A 17,998-nucleotide genomic window follows, 5' to 3' on the forward strand; every position below is an offset into this window, starting at 1 on the left:
ACCTCAAGCGCGGCGGCCACGACTACCGCAAGGTCTACGCCGCGTACAAGGCAGCAACCGAATTCAAGGGCAAACCCACCGTGATCCTGGCCAAAACGGTCAAGGGCTACGGACTCGGACCGCACTTCGAAGGCCGCAACGCCACCCACCAGATGAAAAAACTCACCCTCGACGACCTCAAGGAATTCCGGGATTACTTAAGGATTCCGATCTCCGACGCCCGGCTGGAGGAGGACCCTTACAGCCCTCCGTACTTCCACCCCGGCACGGACGCACCTGAGATCGCCTATCTCCTTGAGCGGCGCGCGGCGCTGGGAGGCTACGCGCCTGAGCGCCGTCCCAACCACGCGGCCATTGAACTGCCCGAAGCCAAGACGTTTGACGTCGCCAAGCGCGGCACCGGCAAGCAGCAGGCCGCCACCACCATGGCATTTGTCCGCCTGCTCAAGGACCTCCTCCGCGATAAGAAGTTCGGGCACCGGATCGTACCCATCGTGCCGGACGAATCCCGCACGTTCGGCATGGACGCGTTCTTCCCAACCGCGAAGATCTACAACCCGGGCGGACAGAACTACCTCTCCGTGGACCGGGACCTGGTCCTGGCCTACAAGGAATCCGCCCAGGGCCAGCTGATCCACCCCGGCATCAACGAAGCCGGCGCCGTCGCAGCCTTCACCGCCGCCGGCACCGCCTACGCCACCCACGGCGTACCGCTGATCCCGGTCTACGTGTTCTACTCCATGTTCGGCTTCCAGCGCACCGGCGACGCCTTCTGGGCCGCAGCGGACCAGATGACCCGCGGCTTCATCATCGGCGCCACCGCAGGCCGGACCACCCTCACCGGCGAAGGACTCCAGCACGCCGACGGCCACTCCCCCATCCTCGCCGCCACCAACCCGGCAGTGGTCACCTACGACCCCGCCTACGGCTACGAAATGGGCCACATCATGCGCGACGGCATCGAGCGCATGTACGGCCCGGAGGCCGCCGCAAGCGGCGAAGGAACCGGAGCTGCATCCGATAAAAACCTGATGTACTACATCACCGTCTACAACGAACCCATCACCCAGCCGAACGAGCCCGAGAACCTCGATGTCAACGGTGTGCTGAAAGGCATCTACCGGGTGTCGGCGTCGGGCGCAGAAGGTCCCAAGAGCCAGATTCTTGCATCGGGTGTTTCGGTGCCGTGGGCGCTCGAAGCCCAGCGGATCCTGGCCGAGGACTGGGGCGTCTCCGCGGACGTCTGGTCCGTCACGTCCTGGAACGAACTGCGCCGCGACGGTCTCGCCGCCGAGGAGGAAGCATTCCTGAACCCCGGCGAACCTGCCCGGATCCCGTTTGTGGCCCAGCAGATGGCCGATGCGCAGGGTCCCGTCGTGGCGGTCTCGGACTACATGAAGGCCGTCCCGGACCAGATCCGCCAGTTCCTCCCCCACCAGTTCGCCTCCCTCGGCGCGGACGGCTTCGGTTTCTCCGACACCCGGGCCGCGGCACGCCGCTTCTTCAAGAACGACACCCACTCCATCGTGGTGAAGACGTTGCAGCTGCTCGCGGCGAGGGGCGACGTGGAGGAGGGCGCGCCGTCGTACGCCATGGACCGCTACAAGCTTCTGGACGTCAACGCCGGCACCACCGGCGGAGCAGGCGGCGACGCCTGACAGGCCAATTTGTGCGACAGCTGACGGCGGTGTCCCCTTGGGGGCACCGCCGTCAGCCGTCCTTCGGGTGGATAGGCTGGGGCGATGGCTGACTCGACTGAACCGCGCACGACGGCGGTGCTGCTTGCCGCCGGGGCGGGCGCCCGGCTTGGGCGTGGACCCAAGGCGCTGTTGCCGTTCCGCGGCCGGACCCTGGTGGAAGTGCTGGCCGGCGCGCTGCTCGACGGCGGCTGCCGCGAGGTCGTCATCGTCCTCGGCTCCGGCGCGGCGAAGGTCCGCGATACCACGGACCTGGCCAAGTACACCGTCGTCGAAAACCCGGATTGGCAGTCGGGAATGGGCAGTTCGTTCCGGCGGGGAATTGCTGCGGCCGCAGGTGAGGACCATGTGCTGATGGCACTCGTGGACCAGCCTGGCCTGACACCGGAAACCGTGGCCCGCGTGCTGGCAGCGCACCGGCCCGGCCGGGTGACCGCCGCCGCGTACCGCGGGCCGGGAGGCACCCTCCGGCGCGGCCATCCGCTGCTGCTGGACGTCACCCTGCGTGCCGAAGCGGCAGAATCAGCAACGGGCGACGCCGGTGCCCGGCTCTTCCTGCGGGCCTGCCCGGAACTCATCGACTTGGTGGACTGCAGCGACCAGTCCGGCGGCGAAGACCTGGATACGCCGGACCAGCTGCGGCTGCTCGACTAGGCCACGGCCCGGGCCCGGACCCCCTGGGAGAACGCCCTACTGCCGCGTCCCCGTTGAGAGCAGCTCCTCCAGGCTCCGCTTGAACCAGGATCTGCCGCCATGGGCGGGGTGCCTGATTTTCGGCACGTCCAGCCCGCTCCGCTGCAGGCTGCGGTGGGCCACATTGCCCACGGCCACCACGGTTTCGATGGGAAACAGTTCCGTTAGCGCCTGCCAAAACTGCGTTCCCAGGGCTGTCTCGGCGGCCGTCGGCGTGCGGTTGGACAACGGCCGCCCGGGCACATGCGTGTGCCAGGGGCAGGCGCTCCACAGCAGGGGAAGGAAGTCCAGCTCGGCCAGCACCTGCCACATCACCGTTGCGGTCGGCTCGGACGCAACGCCCGCAGCTTCGGCCGGCAGCACGTAGCCCTTTCCCGGCCCGAACAGCCCGAAGCTGTTCGCGGGTCCTTCGAACATGGAGCGGTTGGTGAAGGGAACGCCGGTGATCCGCATTCCCCTGAAGCCGGGGGCCTCCCCCACGAGCAGCACCTTCGGGGCTCGGTCCAGCATCTCCTGCAGGTAGATTCCCAGGTTCCGGCGGCGCTGCGCATTGGCCGGCACGGCGTGATCGAAGAAGTTGGTGCACCCGGGCCCGGTTGCCACGGCCGCGAGCCGGTCCACAAAGCCGTCGATGGATGATGTGCTCAAGCAAGTCCCCTTCGAAGCGCGAACTTGCAGATAACGACGTCAAATGCCCGGTTTGAGGTCATTATCTGCAAGTTCGCGCGTAGGTGACGCCGCCTACCAGCGCGGGTGGATTGCTTCGCGGAAGTAGCTGTCGTAGATTTCGCGGACGCCGACGTCGAACGTTGCGTCGATGCCGGTGACATCCGCCGCGGCGGCGTTGGAGCGGGCCTGGTCCACGTTCCGCGCGCCCGGGATCACCGTGCTGACACCGTCCTGCGCCGCGATCCAGGCGATGGCCGCCTGGGCGGTGCTGACGCCGTCGGGCACCAATTCCTCGAACTCGGCCACCGCTTTGAGGCCCTGCCCGAAATCCACACCGGAGAAGGTCTCCCCGACGTCGAATGATGAGCCGTCGCGGTTGAAATTCCGGTGGTCGTCCTCCGCGAAGGACGTGTCCTCCGTGTACTTGCCGGACAGCAGCCCCGACGCGAGGGGAACCCGGGCGATGATGCCAACGCCGGCTGCCTCGGCCGCGGGCAGCACCACGTCCAGCGGTTTGAGCCGGAAGGCGTTGAGAATGATCTGCACCGTGGCCGTGCCCTCGTGCCGGATGGCTTCGAGGGCTTCGTCGGTCCGCTCCACGCTCACGCCGTAGTTCCGGATGGCACCCTCAGCTACGAGGGTATCCAGCGCGTCATAGACTTCGGCGCTGCTGTACACGGCGGTGGGCGGGCAGTGCAGCTGCACCAGGTCCAGCTGCTCCGTGCCCAGGTTGCGGCGGGACCGGTCCGTCCACTCGCGGAAATTGACGAGGCTGTAGTTCTCCGGCTGCTGCTCCATCCGGCGGCCCATCTTGGTGGCCACGGTGATGTCCAGGCCGGGGTTGTCCGCCAGGAATGCGCCGATGGCCTGCTCGCTGCGTCCGTCGCCATAGACGTCAGCGGTGTCGAAGAACGTGACACCGGCTTCCACGGACGCGGCGAGGATGTCCCGTGCCTGCGCGGGGTCCACGTTGCCCCAGTCCGCGCCAAGCTGCCAGGTCCCCAGGCCAACAATGGAGACGTTCCGTCCGGTCTTGCCCAACATGCGCTTTTCCATCATCCGACTATAGGCCGTTGGCCCCCTCCAACCGGGACGCCAGGCCTGCTTCCTTCAGTCCCAGGTAAATCTTGTCCCTCGCGATGGGCAGCTCGGCGAACCTCACGCCCGTGGCGTTCCGGATGGCATTCGCCAGCGCCGGAGCCACCGGATTGAACGGGCTCTCGCTCATTGACTTGGCCCCCAGCGGACCCATCTTGTCGCTGGTTTCGGCGAAGTACACCTCGCTGCGGGGCACGTCCGCGAAGGTGGGGATGTGGTACTGCCGCAGGATGTCCGTGGTGACCTTCCCGCCGTCGTCCACCCTGACTTCCTCATACAGCGCAGCGCCGAGAGCCTGGGCGATACCGCCTTCGATCTGGCCGCGGCACTGCCGCGGGTTGACCACCACGCCGGCGTCGGCGGCCTGGACGCTCTGCAGGATCTTCAGTTCCCCGGTTCCGGTGTGGACCGCCACCCGGAAGCCCTGGACGTTGAAGGCGACCGATCGGGGCGTCCCGCCCCAGTGCCCCTCGGTGGCAAGCTCGACGCCGGCCGCTTCGGCGGCGCCAAAGATTTCCGTCAGGGGCACCCGGGTTCCCTCGCAGACCACGGCGTCATCCTCCAGCACGCAGCCGGAGGACTGCACCTGCCGGATGCCGGCGGCAAACGCGCGGATACGGACCGCAAGCTCCTCGGCCGCGGCCAGCGTGGCCTTGCCGGCCACCACCGTTCCGGCCGAGCCGAAGGCGCCCGTATCGTGCTGCACCAGGTCCGTGTCCGACTGCCGCACGGTGACGCGCCCGGCCGTCGTGGACAGGGCAGTGGCCGCGAGCTGGGCGTGGACAGTGGTGGTGCCGTTGCCGAATTCGGCGGTCCCGACGTCGGCCGCGTACGTTCCGTCCGGAAGGAGCCGGACCTTGGAGTGGGCAAAGTGGCCGCGCGGCGGGACGGTGTCGATCATGGACAGCGCCGTCCCCTCCCCCGTGACCCAGTCCGGGCCCAGGTCATCCAGCCCGGCAGCCCGGTACCGTTCGAGCCCGCGGGCCAGTGCGTCCCGCACCAGCCGGGTGCACTGGTCCAGCCCGTAGCTGCCGTAGTGGACGTCCTCTTCCGGTTCGGAATGGGTGGAGAGCATGTCATCGCCCTCCAGGACCATGTTGTGGCGGCGGAACTCCAGCGGGTCCATCCCGATCCCGGTGGCGAGCTCGTCGATGCCGGACTCGATGGCGAAGATCATCTGGCTCAGGCCGTAGCCGCGGAACGCCCCGGAGGGAACCGTGTTCGTGTAGACGGCGTGGGCGTCCACCTTCTTGTTGGCGCACTTGTACACGCCCAGGGATTCGCCGCAGCCGTGGAACATCACGCCCGGGGCATGGTTGCCGTAGGCGCCGGTGTTGGTGAGCACGTCCAGCTGCAGCGCCGTGAGCCGGCCGTCCCTGCTGGCACCGGCTTTGAGGTGGATAGTGAACGGGTGCCGGGTGGTGGAGGCCGTGAACTGCTCCGTCCGGGTGAATTCGAGCTGCACCGGCCGCTTCAGCTTCAGCGCCGCCAGAGCGACGACGTCCTCGGTGAGCACTTCCTGTTTCCCGCCGAAGCCGCCGCCCACCCGGCCGGCCACCACACGGATCTGCTCTTCCGGCATGGCAAAGACCCGGGACAGGGTGCGGCGGACCAGGAACGGCACCTGGCTGGAGGTCCGGACCTGCAGCCTGCCGTCAGGGTCCACGGAGGCGATCGAGGCGTGCGTTTCCAACGCAGTGTGCTGCACGCGCTGGGTCCGGTACGTCTGTTCGTGGATGAAATCGGCCTCGGCAAACCCGGTGGCCACACTGCCGAGTTCCGAATGCAGCTCCGCTACGACGTTCTGTTCGGGCCGGCTGATGCGTGCGGTGCCCGCGTCCTTTTCGCCGTGGACGGCCGGTGCACCCGGCCGCATTGCCTCCTCGGGCGTGAAGACGGCGTCCAGCACTTGGTAGTCGGCCTTGAGGGCGCGCACGCCGGCTTCCGCCGCCGCCACAGAATCGGCGACGACGGCGGCAACCTTCTGCCCGATGAACCGGACCACGTCGTCCAGGACGCGCGTATCGTCCGGATCGTCGGTGTACAGCTCGTGCTGTGCCGTGGAGAACAGCTGTTCCGGGGCGTCCTCGTGGGTGAAGACGGCCACCACGCCGGGGATTTCCAGGGCCGCGGTTGAGTCGATGGAGAGCACCCGGGCGTGGGCGTGCGGTGAGCGCAGGAGCTTCAGGTGCAACAGCCCTTGCAGTTCCTCCGCGGGCACATCCAGGGTATAGCGCGCTTTGCCGGTGACAATGGCGAGGCTCGCGGGCGCGGGCACGTCGTCGCCGAGCTGGCCTGGCTTGGGCTCCGGCTGGCCTTCGCCGGCGATCCCCGAACCCGGGCCTTTGGGGTCCGGGTGCCCCTCATGGCCGCAGACGGCATCCTCGATGGCCCGGTACCCAGTGCAGCGGCAGAGATTGCCTTTGAGGTTGCGGGGCAGGTTTTCCTTCTGCTCCTCGTCGAACGTGGCGGCCGTCATCACCATGCCGGCAGTACAGAATCCGCACTGGAATCCCTGGCGGTCCAGGAATTGCTGCTGCATCGGGTGGAGGGCGGCGCCGGCGGCTCCTGCCGTCCCGGCGCTGTCCTTACCGGCGCTGTCCTTACCGGTGCCGTTCGTCCCGGTGCCGTTCGCGTCAGTCCCTCCGGACGATCCGCAGGTGCGGGCCAGCCCCTCGACGGTGGTGACGGCGTGCCCTTCGGCCCGCACGGCCGGGTAGATGCAGCTGTGCACGGGGGTGCCGTCCACATGGACCGTGCAGGCCCCGCAGTCACCGCCGTCGCAGCCCTTCTTGACGCCGAAGTTTCCCTGCTCCCGAAGGAACGTGCGCAGGCACTGGCCGGGGCGCGGTTCAGCCGAGGCCGGAACGCCGTTGATTTCGATGGTGCGGGTGGTGTCGGTGGCCATGCTCAGGCCCCTTCCTGCTGAGACGAAGGCGGCGATGAAGCCGTGCGCCGGGCGTTGTGCTGCGGCGATGAGTGCTGCGGAGGGGTCTGCGGCGGCGGCCAGAAATCCCCGGAGACACGGACGGGCGGAATCCCGGCCGGGGCCTCCAGCTCGGCCCGGATCTCCTCCGCGAGGCGGTAGGTCATGTCTTTCCGCCAGGCCGGCAGGCCGTGGATGTCGTTGTGGTACATCTCCGCCGGAATGGCGGCATCGAGTGCTTCGACGAGGGCAGCTGCCGACGTCGCGGCGCCGTGCGGCGCACCGAAGCGCAGTTGGACGGGGCGTTTGGTGGCGGCGGTGACGGTGAGGACCAGGGTGCCGTCGGCGTCGAGCCTTCCAATCAGCAGAACCCCGGACCGTCCCAGGTTGCTGAGCGACAGCCGGCGGAAGGCCACCCTGGCGGCAAGGGCCGACGCCGGAAGGTGGATGCTGCGCAGGAGTTCGCCGGGCGCCAGGCAGTTCTTGCCGTCCCCCGTGACGAAGTCGGCCACCGGCACGGTGCGGCGGGAACCGCCCGGTCCGAGCACGGTGGCCTCGCCGTCGAGCGCGGCGCACAGCGAGATCATGGGACCGGCGGGCAGCGACGTGCAGAGGTTGCCGCCCACGGTGGACATGTTCCACACCTTGAAGGAGGCCACGAAGGAGTCGCAACAGGGGCGGACGAGGCTTAGGGCGGGCCAGGCAGCTGTCCGCTCCCCCAAAACGTCGGAGGAAGGCAGCGCGTAGAGCTCCGCCACAGTGCACGTTGCCGCGAGCTCGATGCCCGTTTCAGTGACTGTGACGGCGGGCCAGCCGGCGGCGCCGAGGTCCAGCAGCCGGCGGAGCGGCTCCTTGCCGAAGGCGAGGCTCCCGTAGGAGAAGAGGACCGTTCCGCCTGCGAGCCAGGCATCCCCGTCGCGCCATTCGGCCGGGTCCTCGGTGCGGACCACGGCCTCGATGGTGTTCATGTCCATGGGGTCTCCTGGTGTTGCGTGGTGTTGACGTTGTGAATGGGGCCCGTGCCGTCCTTCAGCGACGATGCCCGCACTGATGCCCCGGCGGAGCGGCTGCGGCTGGCCACCAGCTCGGCGGTGATGGACACGGCCACCTCGGCCGGGGTCACGGCGCCCAGGTCCAGGCCGATGGGCGAATGCAGCCGGGACAGGGCCTCGGCCGGAACCCCGGCGGCAAGCAGCGAATCGACACGCTGCCGGTGGCTTCGCCGTGATCCCATGGCGCCCACGTAAGCAAGATCCAGGCTCAGCGCCGTTTGCAGCAGCGGGATGTCGAACTTCGGGTCGTGGGTCAGGACGCAGGCCACGGTCCGGGCGTCGATCCGCCCCGCCGCGGCTTCCTCCGCGAGGTAGCGGTGCGGCCAGGCCGTGACCACCTGGTCCGCGCCGGCGAACCGTGACTGGCCCGCGAAGGCAGGCCGGGCATCGCACAGCGTCACGTGGTAGCCCAGCAGCTGGGCAGCGGGCAGCAGGGCCGCGCCGAAGTCGTTGGCGCCGAAGATCAGCAGGCGGGCCGGTGGAAGCCGGCTCTCCACGAGCAGGGTGATGGGCTCCGGACCGGTGGCTGTGTTTGTGGCGTGGCCTTGTGGCACGAGTGTGCCGGAACCCGCGCCGGGAACTTCCCCGGCCATGGCAGCGGCCATGCCAGCCGGAAGGCAACCCTCCGGCGGGGCAAGCCGGACCAGGCCGGTCCGGCCGCCGCGCAACAGCGGTTCCAGCTGGGCAGCGGCCGCCAGCATCAGCCGGCCGGCAGCCGGTGCCCCTAGGGAGGCCAGGCCCAGCAGCGCCGCGAGTTCGGCGGAAGAGTCCACCCGGTACGTGGCCGGATCCGGGATCACGACGGCGCCGCCCCCGTGGGCGTCCACCCTCCTGATCAGCGCCAGGGCACTCGCGGGGCCGTGGCCGGTGAACGCCTGCAGGCTCTCCAGCCTGAGGCCCCCCGGGGCCGAGCCGAGCGGCTCGATGTGGATCTCCAGCTCCCCGCCGCAGGTGAGCCCGACGGCGAACGCGTCCTCGGCGCTGTAGCCGAAAAACTCGCGGCGGGTGCCGCCGTCGTGCAGTGCCGCCAGCGCCGCCTCCACGACGGCGCCCTCAACGCAGCCGCCGGACAGGCTGCCGAGGACGTCTCCCGCCTCGGACACGAGCATGGACGTGCCCAGCGGCCGCGGCACGGATCCGCCGGCGCCCACTACGGTGGCCACGGCGCAGCGCTGGCCGGTAGCGGCGGGCTGCCATTCCTTCAGTGAAGGCATCAGATCCAACATTGCCGCACTCCCTTTTCCTGTGCCGCGATGGTGTCCATATTCTCGTTCCTATCCTGCGCCGGGGGAAGCACCGGCAGTAGTGGCGCCCGCCGTAATTTCCTTGCAGTCAGCGATGTTGCAGTTTGGTGGACCGGGGCCGGCCCCATCTGCCTGCCCCGGTCCGGTCTAAGGGGGTCCCTATGCGCCCAGCAGGGCGTTGATGGGACCGCGGGCGAAGTACACCAGGAAGCCGGCCGTGACCACCCACATCAGCGGGTGGACCTTCCGGATCTTGCCGGAGCAGGCACTGATGACCGCCCAGGAGATGAAGCCCACGCCGATGCCGTTGGCGATGGAGTAGCTCAGCGGCATGGTGACGATGGTCAGGAACGCCGGGAGCGCCACGGAGAACTTGCTGAACTTGATCTCGCGGATCTGGGCCATCATCATGGCGCCAACCACCACCAGGGCTGCGGCGGCCACTTCCAGCGGCACCACTGACGTGAGCGGGGTCAGGAACATCGAACCCAGGAACAGCACGCCCGTGACCACGGAGGCCAGTCCGGTGCGGGCGCCTTCCCCGATGCCCGCGGCGGAATCGATGTACACCGTGTTGGATGAACCGGAGGTGGCACCGCCCGCGACGGCTCCCAGGCCTTCGACGATGAAGGCCGACTTCAGCCGCGGGAACGTACCGTCCTTGTGCGCCACGCCGGCGCTCTTGGCCAGGCCGGTCATGGTGCCCATGGCATCAAAGAAGTTGGTGAACACCAGCGTGAACACCAGCATGGTGGCGGCGAGTCCGCCGATCCGGCCGAAGGCACCGAACAGATCGAACTGCCCCACCAGGCCAAGGTCCGGGGCGGACACGAGCTGGCCGGAGAGAACAGGGGTGTTGAGGTGCCAGCCGCCGGGGTTGCTTTCGCTGCCGGGGCCGATCTTCATGAATGCTTCGACGACCGCGGCCAGCACAGTGGTGGCCACGATGCCGATCAGCAGGCCGCCCTGCACCTTGCGGGCCACGAGGACGCCCATGACCAGCAGCCCCACGATGAACACCAGGGTGGGAACCGAGGTGATGGAGCCGTTGTCACCCAGCTGGACCGGAGGGCCCGCCGTCGTGGCCCGGACAAAGCCCGAATCCACGAACCCGATGAAGGCGATGAACAGGCCGATGCCCACCGTGATGGCGGCCTTCAGCTCCTTGGGCACGGCCCGGAAGATGGCTGTCCGGGCGCCGGTGACGCCGAAGAGCACAATCAGGATGCCGTTGATGACCACCAGGCCCATGGCCTCGGCCCAGGTGACTTCCTGGATAACTGCCACTGCCAGGAAGGAGTTGATGCCCAGGCCTGCCGCGAGTCCGAAGGGGAGGTTGGCGACCAGTCCGAACAGGATGGTCATCACGCCGGCGGTCAGGCCGGTGACGGCACCGACCTGCGCTGCGGACAGCCAGCCCCCGGCAACGTCGGTGGGGGCATTGTCCGCGCTGAAGCCGCCAAGGATCAGCGGGTTCAGGATGACGATGTAGGCCATGGTGAAGAAGGTGACCAGTCCGCCGCGGACCTCGCGGGCCACGGTGGAGCCGCGCTTGGTGATCTCGAAGAAACGGTCCAGGAATGCGTTCGACGGCCGCGGGCGCTTGGGGGCGGCAGGTTGCTGCCGCACTTCGGAGGTGGTGTCCAGGATTGTCATGTCAGCCACCGGCCCTAGTAGTCAATCCTGGAGTCGAGCGTGTTCCAGGTGTTGAACGGTTGAAGGACCGGAGGCGCCTGGGGGTCCTCGAGCTCCAGCTTGGTCACCGGCATCAGCGCATCGCGCTGGTCGTTTTCGAAGTACTCGTAGAACACGGCGTCGTCGAAGCCGACGGAGGCTGCGTCGTGCCGGTCCGCCGCGAACACCACGCGCTCCACCCGGGCCCACAGCGCCGAAGCCAGGCACATGGGGCACGGCTCACAGCTGGTGTAGAGGGTGGCTCCGGTGAGGTCGAACGTGCCAAGTTCGCTGCACGCCCGGCGGATGGCGGTGACTTCGGCGTGGGCTGTGGGGTCGTTCGTGGCGGTGACGCGGTTGACGCCGTCGAACGTTTTTCCGTCTGCCGTGACAATGACGGCGCCAAACGGACCGCCGCTGTTCAGGACGTTGGCCGTGGCCAACTCAATGGATTTGGCCAGGAATTCCTGGGCCGTGACGGTGGTACTCATGATGCGACTCCCTTTGCTTGGAAGCCGGTACGCCGAGGTGGAACGAAAGGGCCAGATGCGACGGTTACCAGGCTTCAGCATGTGCTTTTGAAGGTTAAGTTGCGCCTGGTAGATAGCTTCCCCGTAGTCCCGGGGGCCCGCCTTTGGCAAAATCGAGACTAGCACCGGAACGTGAGCTGCGCCATAGTTTTTGGAAAGTTAATTTCGTGATGTGAAATTTGGATGTCCAAGTTGTCACATCGGGTTGGCTCCGTCCGGAGCGTTGACGCGCCCCATCCCGCCGTCCTACGCTGATGCCCAACCGGCGCTCGCCTTAGCCTGCGCCGGGAGCCTGGATCAGCAGACAGGCCTTCACTGAGCTGGCATTTCAACCGCACACTCAGACAGGAGCGCCCTCATGTCCACGCACCCCCCACACCCCAGGGAATCCCGGCTCTGGATCCGGAATCCGCTCGCAGCCTTCACCGCCAACGCCCTGGACGCCTCCGGCGGCATCGTGGTCAGTGGCGGAGTGATCACGGAGGTTCTGGCCGCCGGCCAGCTACCGTCCGTGCCCTGCCAGGAAACGTTCGACGCCGGCAGCCATGTCCTGCTGCCGGGCCTGATCAACACGCACCACCACTTCTACCAAACGCTTACACGGGCCTGGGGTCCGGTGGCCAACGCGCCGCTGTTCCCGTGGCTGCAGAACCTGTATCCGGTCTGGGCGCGGCTCAAGCCGCGGGACCTGGAGCTGGCCACCACCGTTGCGCTCGCGGAACTGCTGCTCTCCGGCTGCACCACTGCCGCGGACCACCACTACCTTTTCCCCGACGGCATGGAAGACGCCATCGACATTGAGGTCCGGGCAGTGCGCGAGCTGGGCATGCGGGCAACCCTCACCCGCGGTTCCATGACACTCGGGGAGGACGACGGCGGCCTGCCGCCGCAGTCGACTGTCCAGGCGCCGGAAGTGATACTGGCGGACAGCGAACGGCTCATCCGCGAGTACCACGAGCGGGGCGACGGCGCCGTCATCCAGATTGCACTGGCCCCGTGCTCGCCGTTTTCCGTGACGAAGGAGATCATGGCCGAAAGCGCTGCCCTGGCGGAACGGCACGACGTCCGCCTGCACACGCACCTGGCCGAAACCCTGGATGAGGAAGACTTTTGCCGGGAGATGTTCGGCCTGCGCACCGTGGAGTACCTGGAGAGCGTGGGATGGCTGGGCAGCCGGACCTGGCTGGGCCACGGCATCCACTTCAGCGACGCCGAGATCGCCGCGCTGGGGGCCGCGGGCACCGCCGTCGCGCACTGCCCCACCTCAAACATGCGGCTGGCCTCGGGCGCTGCCCGCGTGCTCGAGCTGGAAGACGCGGGAGTGCCCGTGGGGCTGGGAGTGGACGGCTCGGCGTCGAACGATGCCTCGAACATGATCCTCGAGGCGCGGCAGGCGCTGTACCTGCAGCGGCTGCGGTACGGGGCGCAGGTCCCGGTGGAACGGGCGCTGGGCTGGGCGACACGCGGGTCGGCGGCGGTGCTGGGCCGTCCCGACCTGGGGCAGTTGGCTCCGGGGATGCAGGCGGACGTGGCGCTGTTCCGGTTGGACGGCCTGCGCTTCTCCGGCAGCCACGACCCCCTCGCCGCACTCCTGCTCTGCGGGGCGGACCGGGCCGACCGCGTGATGGCGGGCGGGCAGTGGCGCGTGGTGGACGGGCAGATTCCCGGACTTGATGTTGCCGGGCTCATCGCCGAGCACTCGGCCGCAGCCCGGAAGCTGGTGAACGGCTAGGCCGTTCCGGGCCGCTTCCGCATGCCGCGCAGCTGCTCTAGCTGGGACAGCAGCTGCTCTAGCTGGGACATCCGATCGTTGCTAGCGTGACGGAATGAACCCGTCGAAGGCCCCGGCCGAGATCCTCAACATTGACGGCACCGAGGTTCGCATCTCGAGTCCGGACAAGGTGGTGTTCCCCGAGCCCGGGCTGACGAAGCTCGATCTGGTGCGCTACTACCTCGCCGTCGCGGATGGTGCGCTGCGCGGCGCCGGCGGCCGGCCAATGGTGCTCAAGCGCTTCCCGAAGGGCATCGACGCCGAGCCGTTCTTCCAGAAGCGCGTGCCCGAAAACCACCCCGACTTCATCGACACGACGACGCTGCACTACGCGTCGGGGACGTCGGCCGAGGAGGCCGTCATCCGGGATGCCGCGGGCCTGGCATGGGTGGTGAATCTTGGCTGCCTCGACCTCAACCCGCATCCCGTGCGGGCCGAGGACCTCGAGCACCCAGACGAGCTCCGGGTCGACCTCGATCCGATGCCGGGAGTCGGCTGGTCCCAGATCGTCGACGTCGCGTATGTGGCACGGGAGGTGCTCGGCGACATGGGACTCGTGGGGTGGCCGAAGACGAGCGGGTCGCGCGGACTCCACATCTTTGTGCGCATCGCGCCGCAGTGGTCGTACCGCGACGTGCGGCTCGCCGCGGAGACCCTCGCCCGCGAGGTGGAGAACCGCGCTCCCGGCCTCGCCACCGCGCGGTGGTGGAAGGAGGAGCGCGGCGAGAGCGTGTTCGTCGACTTCAACCAGAACGCGAAGGACCGCACTGTGGCATCCGCGTACTCGGTCCGGTCCCTGCCCGACGCCCGGGTGTCGACGCCGCTCACCTGGGATGAGGTCCGCTCCATCCGGCCGGAACAGTTCACGGTGCCCACGGTGCTCGAGCGCTTCGCAAAGGTGGGTGATCCCCACGCCGGCATTGACGACGCGGCGGGCACACTCGACGGTCTCCTCGCGCTGGCGGCCGAGCTCGGGCCCGCCGAGAAGGCGCCGCGCGGCGGCGACGGCTCGGGCCGCAGGCAGTCAGTGATGCCGCTCATCGAAGTGGCCCGCACCAAGACCAAGCCCGAGGCGCTAGCGGCGCTCGATGAGTGGAAGACCCGGCATGCGGTCCTCGTCCCAGCCCTGCATCCGGCCGATGTGCTCGTCGACGGAATGCGCGGGTCCAGCTCACTCTGGTACAGGGTGCGGGTCAACCTGCAGCACGTCCCCGAAGCGGAGCGTCCGGTGCAGGAGGAGCTCATCGCCGACTACGACCCATGGGCAGGCAAGGAGTGGCCGGGGCGCCCAGGGTCCTGACACCGGCGACGCGCAAAGTTCCTCATGACGCTTAGCGGATTGCGCGTCGCGAGCTACGGGCGCTGCCGGCCGAAAACCGGGAGCGCCCGCAGCCAGCGGGAGAATCCGCGGTCGGTGCGGTCGCAATCGGCCGGGATGTAGAAATCGGGATCCGTGGCACCGAACGGCAGGTACAGCTCCTGGCCGGGTGCCGGAAAGTCAGCGACGTTGTTCTTATCCTGCGAGTCCATCTGTTCCTCCTCGTTCTAGCCCTGCTCGAGTTCCGCAATTCGGAAACTATTTATTGTTATGTGGAAATTCTAGTTTGCCTGTCGCGGGGCGGGTCAAGACCAAGGGCGGACATCACCGGAGCGCCGGGCGAAGCCGAGTCGGTCACAATTTGATTTTTCGATTAGTGATGTACACCACGGCAAAGCTCGGCTACGCTTGGAGTCAACTCGTGGCGTAGGTCACGTAACCTGGGAGCAGCAGGCAGGGTCGTAATGAGCTGGCGTCATTGGATGCCGGCTCTTTTTTGTTGGGTCGGATCCATCAGAAACGCGTGTGAAACACGCGCTTAATTTCAATGATGGAACCTAGGTTCCACATCACGGAAGTTGGGAACAGACCATGAGCAGCAAAATCATCCTCGGCCAGAACCAGTACGGCAAGGCCGAAGTCCGGGTCGTCAAGATCACCAGGGACACCGACCGCCACGAGATTGAAGACCTGAACGTCACCTCGCAGCTCCGCGGTGACTTCGCCGCGGCCCACCTCGAGGGCGACAACGCCCACGTGGTGGCCACCGACACCCAGAAGAACACCATCTACGCCTTTGCCCGCGACGGCGTTGGCTCACCGGAAGCGTTCCTCCTGCGGCTGGGCGAGCACTTCACGTCCAGCTTCGACTGGGTTACCGGCGGCCGCTGGGAAGCCGAGTCCTACAGCTGGGACCGGATCCAGGCACACGGTGCGGAGCACGACCACTCGTTTGTCCGCAACGGCCAGGAAGTCCGCACCGCCGTGCTGGTCCGCGACGGAGCGGCAACGCACCTCATCTCGGGCCTCAAGGACCTCACGGTCCTCAAGTCCACGCAGTCCGGATTTGTGGGATACCCGAAGGACAAATACACCACCCTGCCGGAAACCACGGACCGCATCCTGGCCACGGACGTCTCCGCGCGCTGGCGGTTCAATGTCAACACCGACTTCAGCGCCCTCGATTTCAACAAGAGCTATGACGACGTCAAGAGCCTCCTGCTCGAAGGCTTCACCGAAAAGTACTCACACGCCCTGCAGCAGACCCTGTTCGACATGGGCGCCAAGGTCCTGGAAGCACACAGCGAGATCGACGAGATCAAGTTCTCGATGCCGAACAAGCACCACTTCCTCGTCGACCTCTCGCCGTTCGGCCTCGACAACCCCAACGAGGTCTTCTTTGCCGCAGACCGCCCGTACGGCCTGATCGAGGCCACGGTCCAGCGCGAAGACGCCGCTCCGGCGGACATCGCCTGGTCCGGCATCGCCGGCTTCTGCTAAACCCCTCCCGGTGGTTGAGCCCGTCGAATCATCCGGCTCAACCACCGGGCCTTAGGTCCCGACAGGCTCGACCACCGGCATCCGGTGTTAGAGCCGGGCCCGAAGTCCCTCCACTGATTCAAAACTGTTAGCCAGACACCGTTAGCCAGACAAAGACGTCTGCCATGAACACCAAGAAAGTCTGCCATGAACATTAAGAAGAAATCGGCTGCAGTAGCCGGCACCGGCCGCAAGCAGTCCGACCGCCCGGAGGACCAGCGGCTTCCCCTCGGAAGCACCTTCGCCTACGGCTTCCAGCACGTCCTCACCATGTACGGCGGCATCATCGCCCCGCCGCTGATCATCGGCGCAGCGGCCGGGATGTCTTCGCAGGACATCGGCCTGCTGATTGCCGCCTGCCTGTTCGTCGGCGGCCTGGCCACGATCCTCCAGACTGTCGGCATCCGGTTCTTCGGATCCCAGCTGCCACTGGTCCAGGGCGTCTCCTTTGCCGGCGTCTCCACCATGGTGGCGATCGTCCACGGCGGCGGGGGCATCCAGGCCGTCTTCGGCTCCGTCATCGCCGCTTCGCTGATCGGGCTGCTCGTCACGCCGCTGTTTTCCAAGATCATCCGCTTCTTCCCGCCGGTGGTCACGGGCACGGTAATCACCACCATCGGCCTGACGCTGATGCCGGTCGCGGCCAACTGGGCCATGGGCGGCAACAGCAAGGCGCCGAACTACGGCAGCGTGGCCAACATCGGCCTGGCTGCGGCAACCATGGCGATCGTCCTGTTGCTCAGCAAGGTGGGCAGCGCCGCGATCTCCAGGCTTTCCATCCTGCTGGCCATGGTGCTCGGCACGGTGATTGCCTTCGTCTTCGGAATGGCTGACTTCTCCAAGGTGGGCCAGGGAGACATCGTCGCGTTCCCCACCCCGTTCGCGTTCGGTCCGCCCACCTTCGAAATCGCCGCGATCATCTCCATGCTGATCGTCATCCTGGTGACGCTCACCGAGACCTCCGCGGACATCATTGCGGTCGGCGAGATCGTGGGCACCAAGGTTGACTCCAAGCGCATCGGCGACGGCCTGCGGGCGGACATGCTCTCCAGCGCCATCTCGCCCCTGTTCAACTCCTTCACCCAGAGCGCCTTCGCCCAGAACGTCGGCCTGGTTGCCATCACGGGCGTCAAGAGCCGCTTCGTGGTCAGTGCGGGCGGCCTGATCCTGGTGATCCTGGGCCTCCTGCCGGTTCTTGGCCGGGTGGTCGCTGCGGTGCCGACTCCCGTCCTGGGCGGCGCCGGCGTCGTACTCTTCGGAACGGTTGCCGCCAGCGGCATCCGGACACTTGCCAAAGTGGAGTACAAGAACAACATGAACCTGATCATCGTGGCGGCGTCCATCGGTTTCGGCATGATTCCGATTGCGGCTCCGGCGTTCTACGATCAGTTCCCGTCCTGGTTCGGCACCATCTTCCACTCCGGCATCAGCTCGGCCGCCATCATGGCCATCCTGCTGAACCTGCTGTTCAACCACCTCAAGGCCGGCAACTCGGAGAACCAGTCCGTGTTTGTGGCCGGCACGGGGCGCGTGGTCCGCGAAGAGGACCTCAAGTGCCTGGCCGACGGCGACCGTTACGAAGGCGGCAAGCTGATCGACTGCGACGGCAAGGAAGTCCCGGTGGAGTCGACGTCGAAGTCTGAGCACTAGCGCTCCCCCGGCAGCCATCCGCCACCAGCGCACCGCCACACAGCGCGAACGGACAGTTGCGGCCCCTCTCCCACGGGCCGCAACTGTCCGTTCGCGCTCCCCGTGGTGACACCCTTATGCCTCACGCCTGACACCGG

General features: G+C 67.4%; 14 protein-coding genes. 6 read left to right on the forward strand and 8 right to left on the reverse strand.

The genetic code is table 11. The features are described 5' to 3' along the window. Together J7I79_RS04975 and nboR are read left to right on the forward strand one after the other, a co-directional pair. Nucleotides 1–1,658, forward strand: a 1,658-nt coding sequence (locus J7I79_RS04975) for a transketolase-like TK C-terminal-containing protein (protein WP_396020167.1), incomplete at its 5' end; no start/stop codon positions are given. A gap of 84 nt (nucleotides 1,659–1,742) precedes the next feature. Further along, a complete protein-coding gene (gene nboR / locus J7I79_RS04980; protein ID WP_214951012.1) occupies nucleotides 1,743–2,351 on the forward strand; it encodes a nicotine blue oxidoreductase in 609 nt (202 codons plus the stop codon). Between the two features lie 36 nt (nucleotides 2,352–2,387). Here nboR and J7I79_RS04985 read toward each other — a convergent pair whose 3' ends face one another. The 7 genes from J7I79_RS04985 to J7I79_RS05015 all read right to left on the reverse strand — a co-directional run bounded on the left by J7I79_RS04985 (nucleotide 2,388) and on the right by J7I79_RS05015 (nucleotide 11,544). Beyond that, complete coding sequence (locus tag J7I79_RS04985; RefSeq protein ID WP_214951014.1) at nucleotides 2,388–3,038, reverse strand: uracil-DNA glycosylase; 651 nt, start codon at nucleotides 3,036–3,038, stop codon at nucleotides 2,388–2,390. 93 nt (nucleotides 3,039–3,131) lie between these two features. Continuing rightward, complete coding sequence (locus J7I79_RS04990; RefSeq protein ID WP_214951016.1) at nucleotides 3,132–4,115, reverse strand: aldo/keto reductase; 984 nt, start codon at nucleotides 4,113–4,115, stop codon at nucleotides 3,132–3,134. A gap of 7 nt (nucleotides 4,116–4,122) precedes the next feature. Beyond that, entirely contained in the window at nucleotides 4,123–7,065 is a 2,943-nt protein-coding gene (locus J7I79_RS04995; RefSeq protein ID WP_214951018.1) for a molybdopterin cofactor-binding domain-containing protein, read from the reverse strand. A gap of 2 nt (nucleotides 7,066–7,067) precedes the next feature. After that, on the reverse strand, nucleotides 7,068–8,057 hold the full coding sequence (locus J7I79_RS05000; RefSeq protein WP_214951020.1) for a xanthine dehydrogenase family protein subunit M: 990 nt from the start codon (nucleotides 8,055–8,057) through the stop codon (nucleotides 7,068–7,070). Next, the gene (locus J7I79_RS05005) at nucleotides 8,048–9,361 is read right to left on the reverse strand and encodes an XdhC family protein (RefSeq protein WP_214951022.1); all 1,314 of its coding nucleotides are present in this window, start codon (nucleotides 9,359–9,361) and stop codon (nucleotides 8,048–8,050) included. The genes J7I79_RS05000 and J7I79_RS05005 overlap by 10 nt, the downstream gene beginning before the upstream one ends. 177 nt (nucleotides 9,362–9,538) lie before the next feature. Continuing rightward, nucleotides 9,539–11,035, reverse strand: coding sequence for an NCS2 family permease (locus J7I79_RS05010; protein ID WP_214951151.1), 1,497 nt, complete (start codon nucleotides 11,033–11,035; stop codon nucleotides 9,539–9,541). A gap of 14 nt (nucleotides 11,036–11,049) precedes the next feature. After that, nucleotides 11,050–11,544, reverse strand: coding sequence for a nucleoside deaminase (locus J7I79_RS05015; RefSeq protein ID WP_214951024.1), 495 nt, complete (start codon nucleotides 11,542–11,544; stop codon nucleotides 11,050–11,052). A 397-nt stretch (nucleotides 11,545–11,941) separates the two neighbouring features. On the opposite strand from J7I79_RS05015, the gene J7I79_RS05020 reads away from it, so the two are divergent. Then, nucleotides 11,942–13,315: an 8-oxoguanine deaminase gene (locus tag J7I79_RS05020; RefSeq protein WP_214951026.1), complete on the forward strand. Its 1,374-nt coding sequence runs from the start codon at nucleotides 11,942–11,944 to the stop codon at nucleotides 13,313–13,315. 94 nt (nucleotides 13,316–13,409) lie between these two features. Continuing rightward, nucleotides 13,410–14,654 (forward strand): non-homologous end-joining DNA ligase, encoded by a 1,245-nt coding sequence (gene ligD / locus J7I79_RS05025; RefSeq protein WP_214951027.1) that lies wholly within the window; start codon nucleotides 13,410–13,412, stop codon nucleotides 14,652–14,654. Between the two features lie 53 nt (nucleotides 14,655–14,707). Here ligD and J7I79_RS05030 read toward each other — a convergent pair whose 3' ends face one another. After that, nucleotides 14,708–14,884: a hypothetical protein gene (locus J7I79_RS05030; RefSeq protein ID WP_181038924.1), complete on the reverse strand. Its 177-nt coding sequence runs from the start codon at nucleotides 14,882–14,884 to the stop codon at nucleotides 14,708–14,710. 379 nt (nucleotides 14,885–15,263) lie between these two features. On the opposite strand from J7I79_RS05030, the gene pucL reads away from it, so the two are divergent. Beyond that, nucleotides 15,264–16,172 (forward strand): factor-independent urate hydroxylase, encoded by a 909-nt coding sequence (gene pucL, locus J7I79_RS05035; RefSeq protein WP_214951028.1) that lies wholly within the window; start codon nucleotides 15,264–15,266, stop codon nucleotides 16,170–16,172. A 186-nt stretch (nucleotides 16,173–16,358) separates the two neighbouring features. Next, nucleotides 16,359–17,861, forward strand: coding sequence for a nucleobase:cation symporter-2 family protein (locus J7I79_RS05040; RefSeq protein WP_214951030.1), 1,503 nt, complete (start codon nucleotides 16,359–16,361; stop codon nucleotides 17,859–17,861). Nucleotides 17,862–17,998 lie beyond the last annotated feature (137 nt).

Source organism: Arthrobacter sp. ISL-69 (genome assembly GCF_018613775.1).
Lineage (GTDB): Bacteria > Actinomycetota > Actinomycetes > Actinomycetales > Micrococcaceae > Arthrobacter.